19 protein-coding genes and 1 tRNA gene are annotated in these 22160 nt (G+C 45.5%); 6 read left to right on the plus strand and 14 right to left on the minus strand.

Annotated elements, in window-relative coordinates:
• Window positions 1–19: 19 nt before the first annotated feature.
• Window positions 20–2683 carry a chitobiase/beta-hexosaminidase C-terminal domain-containing protein gene (locus HPS55_RS09060; protein ID WP_172177868.1) on the minus strand — a complete coding sequence of 888 codons (2664 nt, stop codon included), beginning with the start codon at window positions 2681–2683 and terminating at the stop codon, window positions 20–22.
• A 333-nt stretch (window positions 2684–3016) separates the two neighbouring features.
• Here HPS55_RS09060 and HPS55_RS09065 point away from each other — a divergent pair, with 333 nt between their 5' ends.
• The gene (locus HPS55_RS09065) at window positions 3017–3613 is read left to right on the plus strand and encodes a phosphatase PAP2 family protein (protein ID WP_253945870.1); all 597 of its coding nucleotides are present in this window, start codon (window positions 3017–3019) and stop codon (window positions 3611–3613) included.
• Window positions 3614–3713: 100 nt separating this feature from the next.
• Window positions 3714–5222, plus strand: coding sequence for an endonuclease (locus HPS55_RS09070; protein ID WP_172323545.1), 1509 nt, complete (start codon window positions 3714–3716; stop codon window positions 5220–5222).
• Window positions 5223–5345: 123 nt separating this feature from the next.
• Here the strand turns inward: HPS55_RS09070 and HPS55_RS09075 are convergent, their stop codons facing one another.
• On the minus strand, window positions 5346–6203 hold the full coding sequence (locus HPS55_RS09075; protein ID WP_172177872.1) for an OmpA family protein: 858 nt from the start codon (window positions 6201–6203) through the stop codon (window positions 5346–5348).
• Window positions 6204–6577: 374 nt separating this feature from the next.
• A complete protein-coding gene (locus HPS55_RS09080; RefSeq protein ID WP_172177874.1) occupies window positions 6578–6865 on the minus strand; it encodes a hypothetical protein in 288 nt (95 codons plus the stop codon).
• Between the two features lie 379 nt (window positions 6866–7244).
• On the opposite strand from HPS55_RS09080, the gene HPS55_RS09085 reads away from it, so the two are divergent.
• Window positions 7245–7326, plus strand: a tRNA-Leu gene (locus HPS55_RS09085).
• Window positions 7327–7416: 90 nt separating this feature from the next.
• On the opposite strand, the gene mutS is transcribed toward HPS55_RS09085, so the two are convergent.
• Window positions 7417–10029 carry a DNA mismatch repair protein MutS gene (gene mutS / locus HPS55_RS09090; protein ID WP_172177876.1) on the minus strand — a complete coding sequence of 871 codons (2613 nt, stop codon included), beginning with the start codon at window positions 10027–10029 and terminating at the stop codon, window positions 7417–7419.
• Window positions 10030–10428: 399 nt separating this feature from the next.
• Between mutS and HPS55_RS09095 the strand changes: the two genes are divergently transcribed.
• Window positions 10429–11373: an Rpn family recombination-promoting nuclease/putative transposase gene (locus HPS55_RS09095; protein WP_172177878.1), complete on the plus strand. Its 945-nt coding sequence runs from the start codon at window positions 10429–10431 to the stop codon at window positions 11371–11373.
• A gap of 546 nt (window positions 11374–11919) precedes the next feature.
• Here HPS55_RS09095 and HPS55_RS09100 read toward each other — a convergent pair.
• The 5 genes from HPS55_RS09100 to HPS55_RS09120 all read right to left on the minus strand — a co-directional run bounded on the left by HPS55_RS09100 (window position 11920) and on the right by HPS55_RS09120 (window position 15141).
• Window positions 11920–12483, minus strand: a complete 564-nt coding sequence (locus HPS55_RS09100) for a hypothetical protein (RefSeq protein ID WP_172177880.1) — start codon at window positions 12481–12483, stop codon at window positions 11920–11922.
• A gap of 175 nt (window positions 12484–12658) precedes the next feature.
• Complete coding sequence (locus tag HPS55_RS09105) at window positions 12659–12940, minus strand: hypothetical protein (RefSeq protein WP_172177881.1); 282 nt, start codon at window positions 12938–12940, stop codon at window positions 12659–12661.
• A 49-nt stretch (window positions 12941–12989) separates the two neighbouring features.
• Window positions 12990–13643, minus strand: coding sequence for a hypothetical protein (locus HPS55_RS09110; RefSeq protein WP_172177882.1), 654 nt, complete (start codon window positions 13641–13643; stop codon window positions 12990–12992).
• Between the two features lie 109 nt (window positions 13644–13752).
• The gene (locus HPS55_RS09115) at window positions 13753–14400 is read right to left on the minus strand and encodes a TapB family protein (protein WP_172177883.1); all 648 of its coding nucleotides are present in this window, start codon (window positions 14398–14400) and stop codon (window positions 13753–13755) included.
• A gap of 87 nt (window positions 14401–14487) precedes the next feature.
• Window positions 14488–15141, minus strand: a complete 654-nt coding sequence (locus HPS55_RS09120; protein WP_172324919.1) for an autotransporter domain-containing protein — start codon at window positions 15139–15141, stop codon at window positions 14488–14490.
• A 670-nt stretch (window positions 15142–15811) separates the two neighbouring features.
• On the opposite strand from HPS55_RS09120, the gene HPS55_RS09125 reads away from it, so the two are divergent.
• Window positions 15812–16510 carry an SIR2 family NAD-dependent protein deacylase gene (locus HPS55_RS09125; protein ID WP_172177885.1) on the plus strand — a complete coding sequence of 233 codons (699 nt, stop codon included), beginning with the start codon at window positions 15812–15814 and terminating at the stop codon, window positions 16508–16510.
• A gap of 112 nt (window positions 16511–16622) precedes the next feature.
• Entirely contained in the window at window positions 16623–17210 is a 588-nt protein-coding gene (locus HPS55_RS09130) for a sugar O-acetyltransferase (RefSeq protein ID WP_172177886.1), read from the plus strand.
• A gap of 49 nt (window positions 17211–17259) precedes the next feature.
• Here the strand turns inward: HPS55_RS09130 and HPS55_RS09135 are convergent, their stop codons facing one another.
• The 5 genes from HPS55_RS09135 to HPS55_RS09155 all read right to left on the minus strand — a co-directional run bounded on the left by HPS55_RS09135 (window position 17260) and on the right by HPS55_RS09155 (window position 22153).
• Window positions 17260–18012 carry a HesA/MoeB/ThiF family protein gene (locus HPS55_RS09135; RefSeq protein ID WP_172177887.1) on the minus strand — a complete coding sequence of 251 codons (753 nt, stop codon included), beginning with the start codon at window positions 18010–18012 and terminating at the stop codon, window positions 17260–17262.
• 51 nt (window positions 18013–18063) lie between these two features.
• Window positions 18064–18414: a response regulator gene (locus HPS55_RS09140; RefSeq protein WP_172177888.1), complete on the minus strand. Its 351-nt coding sequence runs from the start codon at window positions 18412–18414 to the stop codon at window positions 18064–18066.
• A gap of 177 nt (window positions 18415–18591) precedes the next feature.
• Window positions 18592–20058 (minus strand): D-xylose transporter XylE, encoded by a 1467-nt coding sequence (gene xylE, locus HPS55_RS09145; RefSeq protein WP_172177889.1) that lies wholly within the window; start codon window positions 20056–20058, stop codon window positions 18592–18594.
• A 794-nt stretch (window positions 20059–20852) separates the two neighbouring features.
• Window positions 20853–21320: a nucleoside deaminase gene (locus HPS55_RS09150; protein ID WP_172177891.1), complete on the minus strand. Its 468-nt coding sequence runs from the start codon at window positions 21318–21320 to the stop codon at window positions 20853–20855.
• A 314-nt stretch (window positions 21321–21634) separates the two neighbouring features.
• A complete protein-coding gene (locus tag HPS55_RS09155) occupies window positions 21635–22153 on the minus strand; it encodes a DUF3237 family protein (protein WP_172177892.1) in 519 nt (172 codons plus the stop codon).
• Between the last annotated feature and the right edge of the window lie 7 nt (window positions 22154–22160).

The following is a 22160-nucleotide window of genomic DNA, read 5'->3' on the forward strand; positions in this document are numbered from 1 at the left end:
TTGGATTATACCTTAAGAATTATTTCACAATAATCTTCTTTGTCTTCACAACACCGTTGGCATAAACTTCTTTCACGATATTGATACCTTTAGCAACTTTGTCAAGCTGTGTACCATTGATGCTGTAAATCATAGTGCGTACCACATTACCTGCTGCGGCAGCATTACTATTTACAATCTCTATACCGGTAACGTTGGCAATGTATTCCTTGGAGAGTTCACCCTCATTCTTGATGAATATGTCAAAAACACCAACGCTGTTACTAGCACATACCTTTACAAACACCTTGTCTGTTCCTTCATAACCAAGAACCGTGTTCTTCCATAAACGTCCAGTTGTACTTGTCTTCAGTTCACCAAGCTCAGTCCAATTACCGCCCAAGGTATCTGTGGTGACATATACATAAGCAGCAATATTACCACCATTCTTTGCTGTATTCGCTATATTTGCCACGACATCGAACGGTCCTTGGAATGCCTCTGTACTCTGAATGCTTCCTGTATATGAAGGATTCTTTGTACCGAAAGAGTTTGTTGTGCTGCTGCTTCCAAATGACAAACAAGAACTTGTTGCGTTCACATCGTCATCCAATGCTGTCTCGGGATTGTATCCGCTACCGTCACCAACATTGTGGGTGCAACCGTTGTTCTGCCAAAACACAGCCTGTGCCTCTGTACGAACCTCCCAACCCTTGTTCGGATTAACCCAAACTACAACATTAGCCGGCTCGCATACAAATATATCATCACCGGTTTCAGGATCTGTTGTCTGTTCTATTACATTATCTGAATAGTAAGCATGACCGTTCTTTCCATTATAATAAGTCGGATTTGCACCGGCTGGAGCCCAATCTGCCTTGTTTGCATCCATGTGCGAAACAATATCGATGCGCACTTTCTCATTCTTCACAACGATATCCTTTGATACCGGTTCCGATGCCAGATAATCGCTGTATGCCGCAGTAAAGGCCGTAATTGTCTGATGACGTGTCAGAACGATTGGCTCGCTATATATTTCAGATCTTTCAATCTCGCTGCTTCCTGTGATATTATAGTATATAACCTCACCTTCATTAGCAGGAATAAGTGTCACTTCGGTTGCACCGTCCATCTCATTGCAAGAGAAAGAAGGCGCCTTGGCCAATTCATGAATCTCAACCTTGGCCTCCATAACGTCACTCACTGAATATCCGTCGGCCATAGATATTGCTTTAACTACAACATCCTTAACGTCAACAACAAACGGCTCTGTAAACTCAGTGCTATTCAATGTAGGCTCGCTACCGTCGAGAGTATAATAGATTCTTGCTCCTTTAGTAGAGCAACGCAAAGTAACGGTAGTGGAGAAGTTTGAAAAATCCTGAACCATAGACGGCTTGCCCGACTTGGTGACCTCTGTCTTTGTACCGGCAACGGTCAATACGGCATTGCTCATCAGTTGGGGGAAATTTTCAGCCAAATCACCATAAGGGAATGTATATGGTAAAAGCATATACGCATTGCGGTTGGCATTGTGCACATGGATTGCATTTACGCCGTCAGCCTTGGCCCACACACTGTCATTTGCAAAATATGTTCCGGCAGCCGCTTCGTAACCGCGGATAGCTGCAGACTCAAAAATAGCCAATTTACCATCGGCAACAAAAGAGTTACCATCAGCATCAGTAAACATATCGGCCTTAGATGCCTTATCTCCAACGGTAAGAATATTGGTGTTGGTTTCCCGAGCTGCACCATATCCCCATGCTTCATAAAGATCGGGGCTGAGATTGAGCATAGGAACATATGCAATGGCACTCTTTATAGTATTGATGTACGGGTTTGTACTATTGATGGCACTGCTTACCACAACCGCATTATAATACTGTAATGAATCGACTGTAACATCGGCAGGGTTGCCGGCAACATCAATAGCTACAATATCAGCGGCTTCGAGTTCCAAAGACAACATATTCACGAGTACGTCATAATTGGGGTCGTTTTCACCGAATTCATATCCCGGATAGCTTGAGTCATAAAGATAGGCCACCTGCTTCTTGTCGGTTTGAGGATTATCCCCCTCATCAATTTGGATTAAAGATATGTCAAGACCTCCTTCAGGAGAGGCTGTGATCGCGACATCAAGAGAATCACCCTCAAGACCTTCTATTTCATCCTTGACTTTCCACACAAGAGTATAATCGCCACGCTCATCGCGTCCCTCTGCCTCAAGATTCCATCCTAAACAGATACCATTCTCTGGTCCAGATACATACTCCATATTAGCATCACCCTTGAAACCACGATTCGGAGCATCACCATTAGCACTTCTTGCTTTCATCGTGATAGTTTGACCGGGAGCCACACGCAATATCAATGATTCATTCTTACGAGACATACGGAATTTATTGGAACCTATAATATAGTTCTTATTCTTGGAAAGTCCTCCGGTACCGAACTTAATACCTCTAAGTTCTTCTATTATAACGTTATTTGCCATCAGTTCACCAGACATTTTTGCTTGATCTACAGCCTGTTTGAACGTGCCATCTCCGTTATTTTCAACACTCCAATTCGGGTCAGCCACAAGATTTTCCAAAGTGGCATCACTGATTCCCTTTGTAAAATCCCATGTCTTACGCTGCTGTGCATTGATGCAAAGAGCAAACGCAAAGAGCATGGCAAAAGATAAAAGTTTCTTCATAAAGTAATTGTTTTTTTATTTATAATTTTTGATATTTAGAATACTGATTTGCACACTCCAAGAGCCAATCATTATGATTTGGTTTCAAAATTATAGTAGTTTGAGTGCAAAGATATACAAAAACCATGAACAAACGGACAAACCCAATCCTTGTTTTTTGCTTTTTCTCTTTGTTTTTTGACAGTACGCAAAGATACGGATATAATAAATCCTCAAAATGGCGCAACAATCCTGTTATCTCGCTGATTTTACGTAAATTTCCTCTAAAGAAAAAAAATAATTTCTTTATTATGCCAGTGTAAAAACTCGTGCTTTTTATGTACTTTTGCAACCATGAAACTTAAGTTTACGTGTAACATGAAGCGTATTCTCACCACATATATAATAATGTGTGGCATAGTGCCCTTCACCATGGCACAACAGCGCCACGGCAACGGATTGGACGACATATTGCAATACACCCCATACGCCACCGTACTGACCCTGAAAGCCTGCGGCGTGGACAGCAGGAACGACTGGCCCCATCTTGCCGTCAATACAGCCATGTCGTTCGTCATGTCGGCAGGCATCACCTATTCTCTGAAACACACCGTACGCGAATGGCGTCCCGACCATAGCGACCGGCGGTCTTTTCCATCCGGACACGCCACCTTTGCCTTTGCCGGGGCTACCGTGCTGCACCATGAGTTCGGCCATGTTTCGCCATGGATAAGCATAGGTGGATATTCCGTGGCCACACTCACAGCTGCAGACCGCGTGCGACGCGACCGGCACCATTGGTACGACGTAGCGACAGGAGCCGCCGTGGGAGTGCTGTCCACAGAGCTGACCTACTTTGTCACCGACCGCCTTTTCCCGCGGCTTTCGCGCAAAGGCGACATGAAAATGGCTTTCACCGGCAATACCCTCGACGTGTCGGTGAGATTCTGAAAACAAACATTTCGCATCCTAAATACCCCGACGCATACTGTTTTTGACAAAGAAGTGTTACCTTTGCAGACAATATAAAAAAAACAACTAATCACAAGTTATGAGAAAACATATTAAAACAATAGCCGCAGCCATGGCGTCACTCCTCGTCATGCAGACAGCTCAGGCCCAAATACCTGACGGCTACTATGCTTCACTGAAAGGTAAAAAAGGAGCAGAACTGAAAACGGCAGTACACGAAATAATCAAGAAAGCCGATGTTCTCGACTATGGTTCAGGAACAGGACACACCTGGGAGGGCTTCTACTCCACCGACCGAATGGACAACGGACAGGTGGTAGACCGGTACAGCAACGACATACGGTATTTCGGGAAAAGCGGATCAGTGATAAGCGGAATGAACATCGAGCACTCATTTCCCAAAAGCTGGTGGGGAGGAACCCAGAACCAGGCATACAAGGACTTATACAACCTCATGCCATGCGAACAGAAAATAAATTCTTCAAAGTCGAACTATCCGATGGGCAAGGTTACTTCCGTCAAGACCGACAACGGCTGCACACGCATCGGAACCGGCAACGAGGGTTATCAGCTGTGGGAACCGGCCGACAAATGGAAAGGCGACTTTGCACGCGGATATATGTACATGGCCACCGCCTACCAGCAATTCTCATGGAGCGGCACACAGGCATTGCAGATACTCCAGCAGGGCAGTTATCCCACGCTGCGCAAATGGGCATATACTCTATATATGGAGTGGGCACGGAAAGACGCTGTCGACGCTCTGGAGGTTGAACGCAACAATGCCGTAAGCCGCATCCAAGGCAACCGCAACCCGTTTGTCGACTTCCCCAACCTGATGGAATACATCTGGGGCGACAGCATCAACTATGCCTTCAACCCCGAAACGACATTGTCCACATCGGGATATGGCGGAGGAGGCAGCGTCACACCCGACCCCGAGCCAACGGAAACCATGATATACGAGGCTATGTTCACCGACAACTCCGGCAACTGCACCGCCGAGACCGTCAACGGCCCCTACGCAGGATTTGAAGTATGGAAACGTGACAGCCAGTACGGGTGGAAAGGAACGGCGTTCTCACAGAATACCGCCCATGCCGCCGAGGCCACACTGACCACACCGGAAATAGACCTCACCGGCTGCTCACAAGCAACATTGTCGTTTGAGCACGCTGTCAACTACTGCAACAATCCGTCGGAGATTCTGTCGGTAGAGGTGGCATGCAACGGACAGACCGCAAAACTGTCCGGATTCACATGGCCCGCCGGCAACAACTGGACATTCAGAGAGTCTGGCGACATCTCGCTCAACAGCTATGCAGGCAAGAAGATAAACATCGTTTTCCGCTATCGCAGCACATCGGTCCAGGCAAGTACATGGGAAATCAAACAAATGACCGTGAAAGGCATAAAGACCTCCACCGATATATCAGCCCCGACAATCGCAAATGACGGGTATCCTGATTTTTCACGTCCATACAAGGCATACACACTCGACGGTAAACCTGTAACCGATATCCGTAAACGGGATTTCATAATAATAAACCAAGACGGGAAAACATGGAAACTGAAAGTAGAGCCTTAAGGCAAAGACATAATGAGAAGACAAGACCATGACGGCCAAGGCTTAAAAAGAAACAAAAAAAACAGGATGTGGCAATCGCCACATCCTGTTTTTATTATATCATAAACGATATGTCCATTCTTGTCAGTTAGCCTCGGGAGCCTTGTCAATAAGATCCATAAACTGGTCGAGCTTGGGAGTGATGATAATCTGAGTGCGGCGGTTGCGCGTACGACCGACCTCGGTGCCGTTGGATGCCAACGGATTATATTCACCGCGGCCACCGGCTGTGAGGCGCTTGGGGTCAACACCATAGTGTGTCTGAAGATACTGTACTACGCTCGACGCACGCAGACAGCTCAGGTCCCAGTTGTTACGTATATTCTGACGTGAGATAGGCACGTCGTCCGTATTTCCCTCCACAAGAACGTCATAGTCCTTATAGTCCATGATAATCTTTGCGATTTTGCTCAATGTCTCGGCCGCACGGTCGTTTATCTCGTAGCTGCCACTCTTATACAACATATTGTCGGCCAGCGAGATATACACAACACCCTTGAGCACCTGCACGTCAACCTCTTTCATCTCTTCACGGCTCAAAGAGCGTGTCAGATTGTTAGTAAGCACCATGTTGAGCGAGTCGCTCTTGCTCTTCACTTCAACAAGGTGGCGGATATACTGATTTGACTCGTTTATCTGATCCACCAATTTCGATATGTTCACCGTTGTCTGGTTGCTTGCCGTAAGACTCTTGTCAAGGGCCTGCTGCAATGCGGCCGCACCTTTCTTCTGCACTTCAAGCTGATCTTCAAGGCTTGCCACACGGGATCTGCTCGCAGCCAACTGTTCTTTGGCTTCCTGATAATTGCGTGACAGTTCCTTAATCTCTCCTGTCAATTCCTTGTTTTCGTTCTGACAACCCTCAAGGGCTTTCTTGCTCACACAACTGCTCATAAACAAACAGCCGGCAGCCATAGTAATCAAAAATAATCTTTTCTGCATAATTGTGTATATCTGTTATTATTATTATTTTCCGCACATTTATATACATTTCCGGCAACATGCCTGCATCATAGCCATTACACCGGCAAGGTATGTACGTTTGCAAAATTATATATATGACGTCATATATAACTTAAAGTAACAGCCAATTAAAGTATTTTAACCTCAAAGGCGTGTCATTATACAATATTCACACCTTTTAGCGGAATGGTAACGACTGAAAATTACATATATGGCAGTATTCTCACAAAAAACAAAGGGCATTGTCATTCCCTGTCTTCATAAAGACATAAGAGTCAGACTTGCCCTTCACATTTTTTCGTCAAACTCAGACTTCCTCAAAAAAAGCCAGAATCTGCCATATGCATCCTCTCTCATAAATACTGCTTGAATATCATTTGCATCTTTGCGTTCAGTTTCGAATGCTTTATAGCCCACACCGAATTCTGTTGCCTTATATTTTTGGGCAACAAGTTTGAATCGCGTAACTTACGCAGAAAAGCTCTTAAGGGCTCCCCTGGATACACAAGATCATCAATCATCACTCCGGCACGTTCCAACTCATGGTTGGCCTCAATGTCGCTGATTTCAATTTTGCCCACACGCATCATGTAAGCGTCGAGGCAACTCTGGATTTGTTGTACATTAGGACTGTTGAACATAAGTATTTCTTTTAGGGTTAAACATAAGTAAGCTACCGCAAATATAGTGTTTTTTTCGTATCGTTGTTATTCCGACAACGTTTTTTGGGACAAAATTAACAATAAAGAAGAATTTTAGAACAAAATGCTAACACAAATCACCATAAAAGTTATAAAAAGAAAGAATAACAATTAATTATATTACAAATTAACACAAATAAAGATTGTCTAAAGAGTGTTATGGAATGTTTTAAGATCATCGTGCTTTCCAACATGAAAAATCGGCCATTGCTTAACAACTAATTTTACCAATCGTTTCGTCATTCTCCACAGAAACGTTATAAATCACAACAAAAAATTTGGCTATTCACAAAAATCTCCGTATCTTTGCACCCGTTATGCGCTTGTGGCGAAATTGGTAGACGCGCCAGACTTAGGATCTGGTGATTTCGGTCGTGTAGGTTCGAGTCCTATCAGGCGCACAACGAATAAGGAAAAGGCTTCGCAGTAAGAAATCACAGTCATGAACACCTTTTCCTTTAAGAAGCAACCGTGATTTATCATTTTTACCATCACCCCTTTCCTCCCACAATCTTCTTGATATCATTCAGTTTATTGAGAGCCTCAACCGGTGTAAGGTTGTTGATGTCAAGCCCGAGAATCTCATCGCGAATCTGGCACAATACAGGATCATCGAGCTGAAAGAACGACAGTTGCATGCCATCGTGTGCATCACCGATGGTTGCGGCAGGCTTGCCTGATGCCCCAACCGACGCATTGTCGGCCTCAAGCTGATGAAGTATAACATTGGCACGTTTCACTATACTCTTTGGCATGCCGGCTATATCGGCCACATGTATACCAAACGAGTGTTCCGAACCGCCACGCGTAAGCTTACGCACAAAGATAACCTTGTCACCGGCCTCCTTCACACTAACATTATAGTTCTTTATACGCTTGAAGTTTTTCTCCATCTCGTTCAGTTCATGATAGTGTGTGGCGAACAGCGTGCGGGCACGGGCCCTTCGATTCTCATGCAGATACTCCACGATGGCCCATGCTATGCTGATGCCATCGTAGGTAGACGTGCCACGGCCAAGTTCGTCGAAAAGCACAAGCGAGCGCGGCGATACATTGTTGAGAATGTTCGATGCCTCAGTCATCTCAACCATAAAGGTTGACTCGCCCAATGAGATATTGTCACTTGCCCCCACACGTGTGAACACCTTGTCCACCAAACCAATCCGCGCACTTTCGGCCGGCACGAAACAGCCCACCTGAGCCATCAGTACTATCAAGGCCGTCTGACGCAGCAGGGCCGACTTACCGGCCATGTTCGGACCGGTGATTATCATTATCTGCTGTTTCTCACTGTCCAGGTATATGTCGTTGGGCACAAACTGCTCACCGGGCGGCAACTGTGTCTCTATGACCGGATGGCGGCCCTGACGTATGTCTATAATGTCTGTCGAGTCTATCCCGGGACGTATATATCCATGTTCCTCGGCCGACTTGGCAAACGACAGCAGACAGTCGAGACGTGCTATAATGTTGGCATTGATCTGAATCTGCGGTATAAACTCCTGCATGGACATTATCAGCTCATTGAAAAGCCGAGCCTCAAGCGACAGAATCTTGTCTTCGGCACCAAGTATCTTCTCCTCATATTCCTTCAGTTCCTGAGTGATATAACGCTCGGCATTGGCCAAAGTCTGCTTTCGCACCCAATCCTTCGGCACACGGTCCTTGTAGGTATTGCGCACTTCGAGATAATAGCCGAACACGTTGTTGTAGCCTATCTTCAGACTGGCAATGCCCGTCTGCTCCGTCTCACGTTCCTGTATACGCATAAGATAATCCTTGCCGCTGTATGCAATATTGCGTAGCTCGTCGAGTTCGGCACTCACGCCGCTGCATATCACTCCGCCACGGTTCACCATCTGCGGCGCATCTGGCTCCACCTCGCGCTCTATACGGTCGCGCAACGACTCACACAGGTTGAGTTGCTCGCCCACCCGCTTGAGAACGTCGTTGCCGGCATACAGACAGGCTGTCTTTATAGGCATCACGGCCTGCAGAGCCGTTTTCAACTGAACCACCTCACGCGGCGAAACACGTCCCGTAGCCACTTTCGAAATGATGCGTTCAAGGTCACCCATACGATGCAACTGCTCGTCTATACACTGTCGGAAATCAGGCTCACGAAAGAAGTAATCCACAATATCGAGACGGTCTGTTATAGGACGCTCGTCCTTCAGGGGAAACACCAGCCACCGGCGCAACAACCGGCCCCCCATTGGCGACACCGTACGATCCATCACATCAAGCAACGATGCCCCGTCATCCTGCATCGCACTGAGCAGTTCCAGGCTGCGTATGGTGAATTTATCGAGTCGCACGTAGCGCTCTTCCTCTATACGGGTTATGGCCGTGATATGGCCTATCTGTGTGTGTTGCGTGAGTTCGAGATACTGCAATATTGCCCCTGCGGCAATGATTCCGTTCTGCAGATGGTCCACTCCGAATCCTTTCAGGTTTTTCACACCGAAATGGCGCAGCAGCTTCTGCCGTGCGCTTTGATCTGTAAAGACCCAGTCATCAAGTTCGAACGTAAAGAAACGGTTGCCGAAACAGCGTTCGAAATCTTGCTTGCGCGCACGGTCGTAAAGCACCTCCTTGGGCGAGAAGTTACCGAGCAGCTTGTCCACATAGTCCTGTGTGCCCTCACCGGTAAGGAACTCGCCGGTGGATATGTCTAAAAAGGCCACGCCGCAGGCCGACTTACCAAAATGCACAGCGGCAAGAAAGTTGTTTTCCTTATAATTCAGCACATTGTCGCTCATGGCCACACCCGGCGTCACAAGTTCGGTGATGCCGCGTTTGACGAGTTTTTTGGTCAGTTTCGGGTCTTCCAACTGGTCGCAAATGGCTACGCGTTTGCCCGCACGTACAAGTTTTGGCAAATATGTATCAAGCGCATGATGTGGAAATCCGGCCATCTCCGTACCTCCGTTGCTACGTCGTGTCAGCGTGATGCCGAGTATGCGTGATGCAGTGGTGGCATCTTCACAATATGTCTCGTAAAAGTCTCCACAACGAAACAGCAGCACAGCATCGGGATGCTTTGCTTTCAGGTCGAAAAACTGTTTCATCATCGGGGTCAGTTCCTTGTCTTTCGTCGCCATATACAGTGTTTTTAGAGTATGCAAAGTTACTCCAAATGATGCGAAAAACAAAATTAAATGGATGGTTTTATGAAAACGAAGAATGCAATCCGATGTTTTCGTTAAGCGAAATGAGCAAGGCGAAACTTCTTTCTGCTCTGCCATGGCGATAAAACATACATGAAACGAAAGGAATAATGTTATTCAGAAGTTCTGCAACACCAACTTATTCTCATTGTAAAGACTGTTGTTCTTTAAATAAGCTACAAGAAGTTTGAAATAATATTTCCTTCTCAAAAAACTTGCCTGTTTGCAAAACAATAATTATCTTTGCAGAAGATAGGCTGCATCTCAGCAATTCAAGCGAGCTTGATTGCATTCGGTTTGCACTATCTTTGCAATATATAAACATTCATGCTTATGGGAAACTTCATCAACCCTTTTTCGGATGTAGGCTTCAAACGTATATTCGGACAGGAAATGTCAAAGCCGTTACTTATCGATTTCCTCAACAACCTGCTTGAAGGTGAGCGTTATATCACCAATCTGCAGTTTCTTGACAAGGAACAGATTCCCGTAAGCAATGACGACAGATCGCTGATATACGACATTTATTGCGAGACGGACACAGGCGAAAACATCATAGTCGAGATGCAAAACCGCTCGCAGACTTACTTCAAGCAACGAACAGTCTACTATGCCTCACGTGCCATTGCCGCACAAGGAGAACGAGGATCGGAATGGCGCTATGACGTCAAAGCTGTATATTGCATATCATTTCTTAATTTCTGCCAAAGCGAGATTTCCAATGAATTTCGCACCGATGTTGCTCTGATGGACATGAACAGCCACAAACTGTTTTCGGACAAGATGCGCCTGATATATCTGCAACTTCCTCTGTTCATAAAAGATGTAGACGAGTGTGAGAATGACTTTGAACGATGGATTTATGTACTTAAAAATATGGAAACACTTAACAGACTACCATTTGCGGCCAAAAGTGCCGTATTCAAGCGTCTTGCCGAGATAACAGACCTTGCCTCACTGAGCAAACAGGAACGTATGATGTATGATGACAGTCTGCGACGCTTTCGCGATACTATAGGAGTTATGGAGTATGCCATTGTAAATGGAAGGGAAGAGGGACGTGCTGAAGGACTTAAAGAAGGACATGCTGAAGGTCTTAAAGAAGGACATGCTGAAGGTCTTAAAGAAGGACGTGCTGAAGGTCTTAAAGAAGGACGCGCTGAAGGTGAAATTTCAGGTAAGACTGATGTTGCACGCAAATTGAAATTATATGGCATGGATTCAACCACAATATCCCAGATGACGGGTATTCCGGTTGAAGATATAGACATTCTATAGTTTTGACACACACCCATCTTCACTGGTTCAGAAAGAAGCAGTCCCCCGTTCACGCCACAGCCGCATAGCGGAACAGCCCTATCTGGAAAACAATGTTATTGACATTACTCTGTAAAGTCAATAACTTCAGCAAGTAAAGTCATTAACCTAAATATGTAAAGTCAATGACTTTACTGTCCCAAACGGTCACCGCCACATTATACTACAATGGTTATTGATGAACGAGTAACCTGCAACACATAGTTATATATAGAATTGCTATTGGTAAATGAACGAGAGGGGATTTATAAGAATTTAGAATCGCATAAATGAGGCTGTGCCAAAATATAAATATTGCATAAAGTAGAGACATATTTTCACTGCGTTCAACAACACATCTTGTATTTGTCCGTTTGTAACATATTGATATTCCGTATATTTGGCGAACAAATAGACATGTTGTTGAACGCAGTGAAAAATGATTACAATCAATCTGATTGCCGTCTATCGTATTTTGAATACTGGTTTACAAGGAGTTTATTGTCCGTGATAGGGCAGATATGATTCTTATATTTTTCGTGAGTACCGCATAAGGATTTTTTGGGCATCTGAATCCCAAAAAACTATTGAAACAAATTTTATAGAATTCAATTCCGTAGGTTCTTTCTGTACTCCTACGATGTATGTTTTTACGACAGAACCTTGTTTAATATACATTATTTGTCCATCCCTTGCATATGCATAGTTACTACCCAATGACCATGTAAATGGTTCTGTCTCAATTTCATTTCTATACGTGTACCAGAAAAAGCCGTCTTTACTTGAAGTGAATTCGATACCCTCGCTACGCAACTTTTTCACCATTTCCATGTTCCCTTGTGATTCATATACCAATGAAGTTGTAAATTCGTTTCCGTCTTTTTCTAATGAATCTATATACCAATTATGGAGAAAATCACTAACCTTATATCGTGATGTTTGCGTGTCATCACCTCCAACTTCTTCATCTCCTCCCGTTCCGGCATTCTCGATGTCATCTATGTTATCATCATCGTCATCACTGCTGCAGGCTGTGAATGCCAGCATGCACGTCATGGCTGCGAAAAGCCATAAAAATGTTCTCTTTTTCATTGTTGTATAAATATTTGTTTTTGAATTGTTTTTAATTAATAGACTAGGCATATTACTGTATTTGTCCGCCAAATAAATATTGAGTATCAGCATGTTACTAGCAGACAAATACAAGAATGTGTCCCTACTATAAATATCAGCATTTCGCCACGCCACCGAACCGTGGCGTCCACAGCTATATCAGTCCGTCCCCGCCGCATACGGAGCATTTGCCGGTACCCTTGCAGTCGGGACATTTGCCCGTATTCCTGCAATAGCTGCAAGGATCTTCATCGAGGTTCACCCCGTAGCATATAGGGCATTTTCCGGTGGTGCCGCAGAATATACATCCACCGAACCCGTAGCACGAATAGCAGCTTTCGGAGCCTTCATCCTCGTCTTCCTCGCACGAGGTGAACACGAACTGCATCATGAAGCTTGTCGCTACGCAGAGCAGTATAGTCAATTTGTGTTTCATAATCGCTGTTTCTTTTTGATTGGGTATTTGTATGAATATTACCGATGTGTCAGTAATTGAGTTTACCTGTACCGCTGCACAGGTCGCACCTTACGTGCATGTGCCCCGTACCTTTCTCCGCACAGCAGATGTTGCAGTATTTCCTTTGTCCGGCAGAGTAGTGCTCCTTGATTTTCAGTCCTGTTCCGTTGCAGAGCGTACAAACACGATGCGTAGTCGAACGCGATGACGAAGAGCTTCCCGACGAGTACGAACTTGACACGCCCGGACTGTAGCTGCTGCCGGCGCTTTGGTAATTCGTTGCTGGAACAAACGGATTCGGTATGCCGGCATTGGCACATGCAGCCACCACCTTGTTCTTCGTGTCGTCCGCCCACCCGTACTTATTCCACACGGTTTTCAGAACTTTGTCTCTCGATGCGGATGCTATGTTGTATGCACCGCAATAACTTTCCGCAGCATTGGCATAGTCGCCTTGTGCGGCGTAGACTTCGCCCAGGCGATAGAACTTCAGATAGTTCTGCATATCCGCCGACTGGAGAGACGGGTTGTTGAGCACCTTCTTTATCGTGTTGGCCTCCAGCACCTGTGATGTGCCCTGGGCTACACCGTTCAGTATGCTTTTCCATATATTCTGTGCCTGCAGTTGCAGTGACATGCACAGAATCATAACAAAAGCCGTAATCAACCTTCTTGCTATCATAATAATTTATAAATATGTTTTTTAATCCAAGGCAACGAAACAGGTATCTGTATATACTTGTGCGTTTACAGTGTCCGTGTTCCGTTGCTCTCATTTTGGTCTTTGCCTATTATATGCCTTCAATCTCAGTTACTTCAGAAAGATAGGGTGTCTTGCTACCCATATAATTCATTGCTTCTTGCCTTACTATGCCTATACCAGGAGCCACATATAAAGTTTGTTCCTCGTCAACATTCTGACGTGACACACGCCCTGTTATTCGTCCCGTGATTTTCAAACATTTTATGTCTCCGGCCTTTGTCTGAAGTGTTGTCTCTTCTGTCACTTTGAAATTCTTGAATGTCACTTCATTGTTTATCGTGGAGCCCATGAATTTCATAGACGCCTTCAAGGTTCCACCTTCCAGCTCATCGCCAACTTTCAGTGTTTTCGGCATTTTCAGAAGATATCCCGAACGGTTGTCATTACCCATACTGCCATACATTAGGTCAAGCGTGAGATAGTATGCTCCGTCTTCCACTGTGACCGATGTCTGCATTCCATCCCCGGCTCCCATCAGTGCGGCGCTTTTCGACGGTTTCCCTTTTTTGTTGAGCATTGTGTAGAGATGTGTCACTTTGTGTTTGCCACCATCATCTGAAACATCAGTTACAGTCCTTTCTACATGACCACGCAATTTGTTGGCATATATCACGGCATAACGTACTCGAGAACCTTTTCTTTGCTGTATATACCCCTCCGACCCTTGTGAAAACATTGCGACACAGAATAAGAATAAAGAAAATAATGTACCAAATCTTTTCATATATTTATGAACCTTTGATTAATACTTTAGATTAGCGCCTTAAAAAAGCCCTGTCAGACCAATAGTAAAATAGTCTGCAGTGTATTCTTTAGAAAACTTGAATTTGTTGAAATCCCAACGGTAACCGGCATATATACCCCAATCTGTTCCAGATACCTTGCCTAATTTTACACCTACTCTCGGATACAGGAACAATCCGAAATCACCGTTGCTGTCTTTACGGATTTCCGTTTTGGGCCTGTTGGAGCCAGACAGCTGCTGGGCTAATGGAATGGAATTTCTTGTACCACTTGTGCTTTGGGTTTTGTACTCTGTAGACACATGACAGTATTCAAAACCGGCAGTACCTTCGATAAATACAGCCTTGCCGAGCCAATAACGGTAGTTGTATCCCAAACTTACCCGCCATCCATCGTTTTTCGTCACAGTATCGTTTGTGTCACCCCACAACCATGAAAAGCCGACCATGACATGATTGTAAATCAAGTTAAAGCCCATTCCAAATCCACCGTCTATGCCTTGGTATTCAGCTCCGAAGCCACATTTCAACACATCGTTATCCGATTCACCGCTCTTGCCCGACGTCGTTTTTGTCTGTTCCGTTCCCTCCACATTGTCTTCCATGACCTTCTGTGCATTGACACTGCCGAACGTAAGGCATAATGCACACACTGCTACAATTAGCTTTTTCATAATAATATATTCAGCTTATAGCCACCTCAGATTCAGCTTTGTTTTATTGGTTTGAAATAGAATGAAAAAGACGTGAGTGGCTGTGTTGAACTTATCCCACACACAGGCTCTCGCATTGCCTTACCGGGGGATTAGCAACAGCAGTTCGCCCACGTCATGAGATATATAATACAACGGTACGCCCATGGCAATGAGCATACACACAATGATATACATCCGACATGGACGTTCCCGTCGCGCATCTTCCCCGATTGACAAATTTGCGAGATTTGTGTGTAGAAGATAACGTCCGTAAACGTCCTTTTGTTTTACCCAAATGTCGTGTCGTCCAGCTCTTTCAAGCTGATTTGACAATTACAAAGGTATGGTTTTTATTTGTTGCAGACAAATGTTTTTTCATGTTTTTTAAGTTTGTATATTGTTTTTGTGTCTGTTCGTCCGTCTACGGGGTTCATTCGTAATTCTGCATCCGGCCTGCCGGATTGCGGGCCGCCAGATTTCCGGCCAGTCTGCACAACTCCCATTGCAACCGGAACATCCTTTTCCGCCCGGTTCAGGCAATATACGAAATGCAGATGGGGCAAAAGAAAACACGACAAGCGCTTGGTTTTAGACAAAAATGTAATATATTTGCAGATACAAAAGGATTCACACGACAAAACGATCGATTATGAAGAAAATAGTATTACTGACAGGTGCCGGAATGTCGGCAGAGAGTGGTATAAAAACGTTCAGAGACTCCGACGGATTGTGGGAGAACTATCCCGTCGAACAGGTAGCGTCACATGACGGATGGCTGGCCGACCCCACATTGGTAACGGAATTCTACAACGCGCGACGCAAGGAACTGGCGGCCACAGTCCCCAACGACGGCCACCGGCTCGTGGCACAGCTCGAGGAACAGTATCGCGTGACGGTGGTGACACAGAACGTGGACAACCTGCATGAACAGGCCGGCTCAACAGATGTCATCCATTTGCACGGCGAACTGATGAAAGTATGTTCCTCACGCGACACGGAGGATCAGCGTTACTGGCAAACGCTGACAGCCGACAACTGCCGAGTGGAACCGGGTACACCGGCCGGTGACGGGTCGCTGCTACGCCCATATATCGTGTTCTTCGGTGAGGCGGTGCCCATGATAAGCAAGGCGGCAGACAAGGCTGCAGATGCCGACATCTTCATCATCATCGGCACATCGCTTAATGTATATCCCGCAGCCGGCCTTATACACTATGTCCGTTCCGGAGTGCCGGTATACCTCATCGACCCCAAACCAGTAAAAACTTCCGGGCACCGGCACATACAGCACATCATGAAAGGAGCATCTGAAGGCATGCGTGAGTTGTGCGGACTGCTGATGAAATGACAAATAGTTTTTTTGCTTAAAAGCAATATAATATGACTGGCGTTTAACGCATCTGCTTTAAAAGGCATCACAGCCATCCTATCCGGCCATTAACAAAGACAATATCATAGATATGACGAAAGACAATCTTTCACTTATTCGTTCAGGACAATGGATGAACGGTTTCGCAAAAGAATTTGCCGTAGCATTAGGTATATGCGAGGAACAATGTTTCAAGCTCAATTCTCTTCCACCATCACACAGTGAAGAACGCAATCAGATCATAAGAAACATCATGGGGAATATCGGCGAGCACTTTACAATACACAGCCCTTTTCACTGTGACTTCGGAACAAACATACACATCGGTGAGAACTTCATAAGCAATTTCAATCTTACCATCCTTGACGAAGCCGATGTAACCATCGGCAATAATGTTTTCATAGGTCCGGACTGCCGTCTGTGCACAGTGATACACGCACTCAAGGCCACTCAACGCAATTCAGGAGTAATGAGGGCACGTCCCATCACCATCGGTAACGATGTATGGATAGCGGCAGGCGTAACCGTATTGCCCGGCGTGAATATTGGCGATGGAGCCGTAATAGGTGCAGGAAGTGTTGTAACAAAAGACATCCCTCCACATACACTTGCAGCAGGCAATCCATGCCACATCATTCGCGAGATAACAGATGAAGACAAAGTTGACATAATATCATAATAACTATAGAATCTGTATTTCAACCATTCCGAATAGATACGGTGTAATTTTACACAACCGCACATACACCACATTGTTTATTACGGCTCACACAGATTTTTCCGAAATCCATCGTCTTTGCATCGAAAGTAAGCAGACTGTCGGTAAGCAGATGTCCAATACCTGTCAGAAACTTCAATGCCTCGGCCGCCTGAATGGTGCCCAGTATGCCGGCAATGACCCCAAAAACACCGGTTTCCGCAGCCGGCGGCACGACATCGAGCGGAGGTTCCCCTCCGAAAATACAACGGTAACAGGCCGAGCCTGGCACCCACGTGAACGTATGTCCCTCGAAACGCAATATGCCGCCATGTGAAAACGGCTTCTCCATGGTCACGCATGTATCGTTGATAAGCATCTTTGCCGCAAAATTATCTGTAGCATCGACTATAAAATCGTAATTGCGGATTATGTCAGCAGCATTGGCCTCGTTAAGCAAATCACATATTGGTTCTGCAATGACATGAGGATTGATAGCTTTGATTCGTTCGCAGGCCGATTCGACCTTGGGGCGTCCCACATCGGCCGTGGTATGTATGACCTGACGTTGCAGATTGGACAAGTCGACCACGTCACCGTCTGCAATGCCTATCGTACCCACACCGGCAGCAGCCAGATAAAGAGCTACCGGAGAGCCGAGACCACCGGCTCCGACGATGAGCACACGCCCACGGCGTATCCTGTTCTGTCCCTCAACGCCACACTCCTTCAACAGGAAATGACGACTATAGCGCGAAAGCTCTTCTTTTGTAAAACCAATCATAGACTTTTTTACTCCATAAAGCCAGAACCTACTTATCGGAACTTGTTGAAATCATATAAATCTTGCTATAACACTCAGACACTTCTCCCTGTTTACAGGCTTTGAAAGAAACTCATCGCATCCCACATCCATTGCCTTTCGGCGGTCTGTATCGAAAGCGTTGGCCGTGAGCATCACTATTGGTATGTCCGGCATCATACTCTTTATACGGCATGTTGCCTCCAAACCGTCACACACCGGCATTTTCAAGTCCATCAGAATAAGGTCTACACCGCCTTTCTCTGCCATATCTATTGCTTCCTGCCCGTTACGGGCTCTCACGACACTGTAGTTATGCTTCAATATATATGTCATCAGCATATAGTTACTATCATTGTCTTCTGCTATCATCACTGTCTTCATAACGTATCAGTAGTTTTTTTACGGATGGGTAAAAGATTAATGTCTCACCATTCCGGATTTCCATTATTTATAATATCCACATTTCTCAAAAATGTACCGATATATCAACCATCGATATACACTAATGACACATACATCGGCACATCCCATAAGTAAAACTCAAATCACACGTAGTTACTATTTCTTCCAAAGTTTGCTCATTTCCTCAAGAGTCTTTCCCTTGGTTTCCGGTACAAGTCTCCAAACGAACACGGCAGCCACCACACAGATTAGACCATAAAGACCATAGGTGAACCAGTGACCGAAATCGGGGTCGGAAGCAGTCTTCATATTGAACATCGGCACAAATGTCGAACTTACAATCCAATTGAATATCCACTGGAAAGCCACGGCGATGGCCACTGCGGCGCCGCGGATAGTATTGGGGAATATCTCTGATATGAGCACCCAGCAGATGGGCCCCCACGAGAACATGAACGAGGCACTGTATACCATGATGCTGACCATGGTGACAAAACTGAGATCAGGATTTCCGAATGTGACGGCCACACCGAAAGCTCCTATTGCCATACCGATAGAACCGTAAATGAGCAACGGCTTGCGGCCCCATTTCTCGACCGTAAATATAGCCACGAGAGTGAAGAGAATGTTGACCACACCCATCATCACCGTCTGAACCATAGGCTTGTCCATACCCATGTCTGCAAAGATACGCGGAGCATAGTAAAGCACGGCATTGATGCCCACAGCCTGTTGGAACACGCTGAGCATGATGCCGACGAAAATTACAAGCCATCCGTAAGTGAACAGACGCTCGGTCTTCTCGCTGATGGTATCCTTGATATCGCAGAGGATACGGCTGCCCAAAGCCGCACCGTTTATCCTGCTTAGGATACCAAGCGCACGGTCGTCCTGCCCCACCATCACAAGATAACGCGGAGTCTCCGGAACGAAACATATCAACAAGGCGAAAAGTCCGGCCGGTACAGCCTCGCTGCCGAACATATAGCGCCATCCTGTGGTAATGGTCCACGGGTCGCTGCCGGAAGCGACGGCATTTACGCCCTGACCTATCTGCTCGATAACGGGATTGGTGTGCTCTCCGAGAATCATGAAATTGACGAAGTATACCACGAGCTGGCCGAAGATGATGGCAAACTGGTTCCACGACACAAGGGTGCCGCGAATGTTCGACGGTGCCACCTCTGCTATATACATCGGGCAGATGGCCGAGGCCAATCCTACTCCAACGCCTCCTATAACGCGATAAATATTGAACACCACGAGCAGACTCTTTGTCGGTACACCGTGCTCAAAAAAGAGGAATTCTGGTGACATTGAACCCAATGCCGATACGAAAAACAGCAAACCAGCAAGAAAAAGTGAACGTTTACGACCGAGATTGGAGGCAAGAAAACCCGAAACAGCACTGCCGATAATACACCCTATAAGGGCACTGGCACAAGTGAATCCGTGCCATCCGTCAGTATAGGTAAAATCTGAAGCACCAAGGAAGAAAGCCTGAAGCCCCTTCTCTGCTCCCGATATCACTGCCGTGTCGTAACCGAAGAGCAAGCCGCCCAACACGGCGACCATCACGATTGAAATAAGGTAAGATTTGCTACCTGTCTGATTCTTTTCCATTTATATTCAATTAGATTTGTTTTATACACATCATTGTTATAATTATAATGACATACACATTAAGTATACGTTCAAGACTACGGAATCCCCTGGATTTCATCCCCCGTTTTCTCGCCATGGCAGAGTTTGAGCAAGCTCACTCTGCTCATTTGGCTTGACGAAAACGTTCATTTTATGGTCGTTTTCGATAAATCAGAGCAAATATAACACTTTTCCTCCAAATATAAAGCCATTCCTGAATATTTTTTGTTCAAACCGCAAATATTGTCAATAAAGTCTACGGTGAAAATACCAAAAACGCCACCACTCGTCATCGAGCAGCGGCGTCCAAAGCCTATGTTTGTTAATATGTCATTTCAGTCTGTCATCCGCTGTCGTTTCATTACGGCGTGCAGCCGAGACAATGACTAATACTAACTTTCTGAAAGTTAAGGGAACCTCACGGTTGCCTATGTTATCCACATTTAAACTTTCTTTTTACCAATAACTAAAAACCTAAAACTATAAATATTACTACTAACCTAAAACAATCTATTAACCTTTTGACGTTGCAAAGATACGGCGAATTTACGAACCATACAAGATATTTGGCCTTCTATATCGAGAAAACACATATATTCTTGACGTAAATCAAAACACTGTGTGCGCAAACAACAGATTTTATGATTCAAAAACACTATTTTGCTCGTCAATATGTCACAGATACATACGATGTGATTACCAATTGTCCACCCGTTTATCTTCGTTTTTCCTACCATCCAAAATACAAGCCTGCCAACTCTGTTATTGCCATTTCAATATTTTGTCTTATCATCCTTGTCAATCCATCTGCGGAAAGCCTCTTTGGCCTCCTGCTCCATTATTATTTCAGACGGCTTATGTCGGGCGGCCGGCTTCAGTTCCAGTTCACGATATATAAAGTCGTCGTCAAATCCGGCCCGTGCCGCGTCCTCACGGTTGTTGGCATAATATATCTTATCCAGACGAGCCCAATATATTGCACCGAGGCACATCGGACACGGTTCACAAGATGTATAAATTTCACAACCGCTCAGGTCGAACGTTCCAAGACGTGCTGCCGCCTCACGTATAGCACTGACTTCGGCGTGTGCAGTAGGGTCACAGTGAGTCGTAACACAGTTGGCTGCCTCAGCCAATATATCTCCATCACGGGCAATGACAGCACCGAAAGGGCCACCGCCATGACTGACGCTTTCCTCCGAAAGTCTGATAGCTCTTGCCATAAGTTGTTCCTTGTTCATAATGTCTATGCGTTTTTATTATTTCCTTAATACTGTTCCATGTATCACAGGCAATCCTTTATGATACCGGACATTACAAATATAATCAATTCCTGCCTGCCGCCCAACATCCACTCTTTGTTATTCTTTATTCTTTCAGTTCTTTATGCTTTTTAAACAACGCTTTCGTTAAGCCAGATGAGCAATGCCAAATTTGTTTGGGCATTGCAATGGTGAGAAAACGAAGGATGAAATCCAACGCTTTCGTTAAGCCAAATGAGCAGAGTGAGCTTGCTCAAACTCTGCCATGGCAAGAAAACGAGAGATGATTACCGTCATTCCACTTTCCACACATCAAGCGTGATACCGTTCTTCAGTCCGAACGAGGGAGAACATACGAAGATTGCATTGTTCAACCAGGCATATTCACTGTCGGCCGGAGCTTCAAACCGTGGAGCCGCCTTGAAATAAAAAGAGGAGCCGCCTCCACTCTCATCCTTGCCATCCACCATAATCCCTCTGTTGCGCACATGGATATACACACCGTCGTCTGTTCTGATGGAATAGACAGCTTCCAGTTCAGTCCGCTTGCCATCGGCCGACAACAGTTGATAGTCAGCCCCACCGCTTAACACCGTACCGCGCAGAAACGGTCCGTCGAACGTTCCGCCCGTAATGGGTATAATCTGCCGTCGGCCAAGCGGTGTGTCACCTATACTGTATGCCGGCCCGACGGTGACATTGAGCTGCATGACAAAAGTCATCTTCGGAATCTCGGCCCGCGGTATCACCTTTTGGGCAGAAACAGTATAAGACAATATAGAAACAATAAGGCAAAGGAACAGCTTTTTCATAAAAACA

It is taken from the genome of Xylanibacter rodentium, assembly GCF_013166575.1.
GTDB classification, from domain to species: domain Bacteria; phylum Bacteroidota; class Bacteroidia; order Bacteroidales; family Bacteroidaceae; genus Prevotella; species Prevotella rodentium.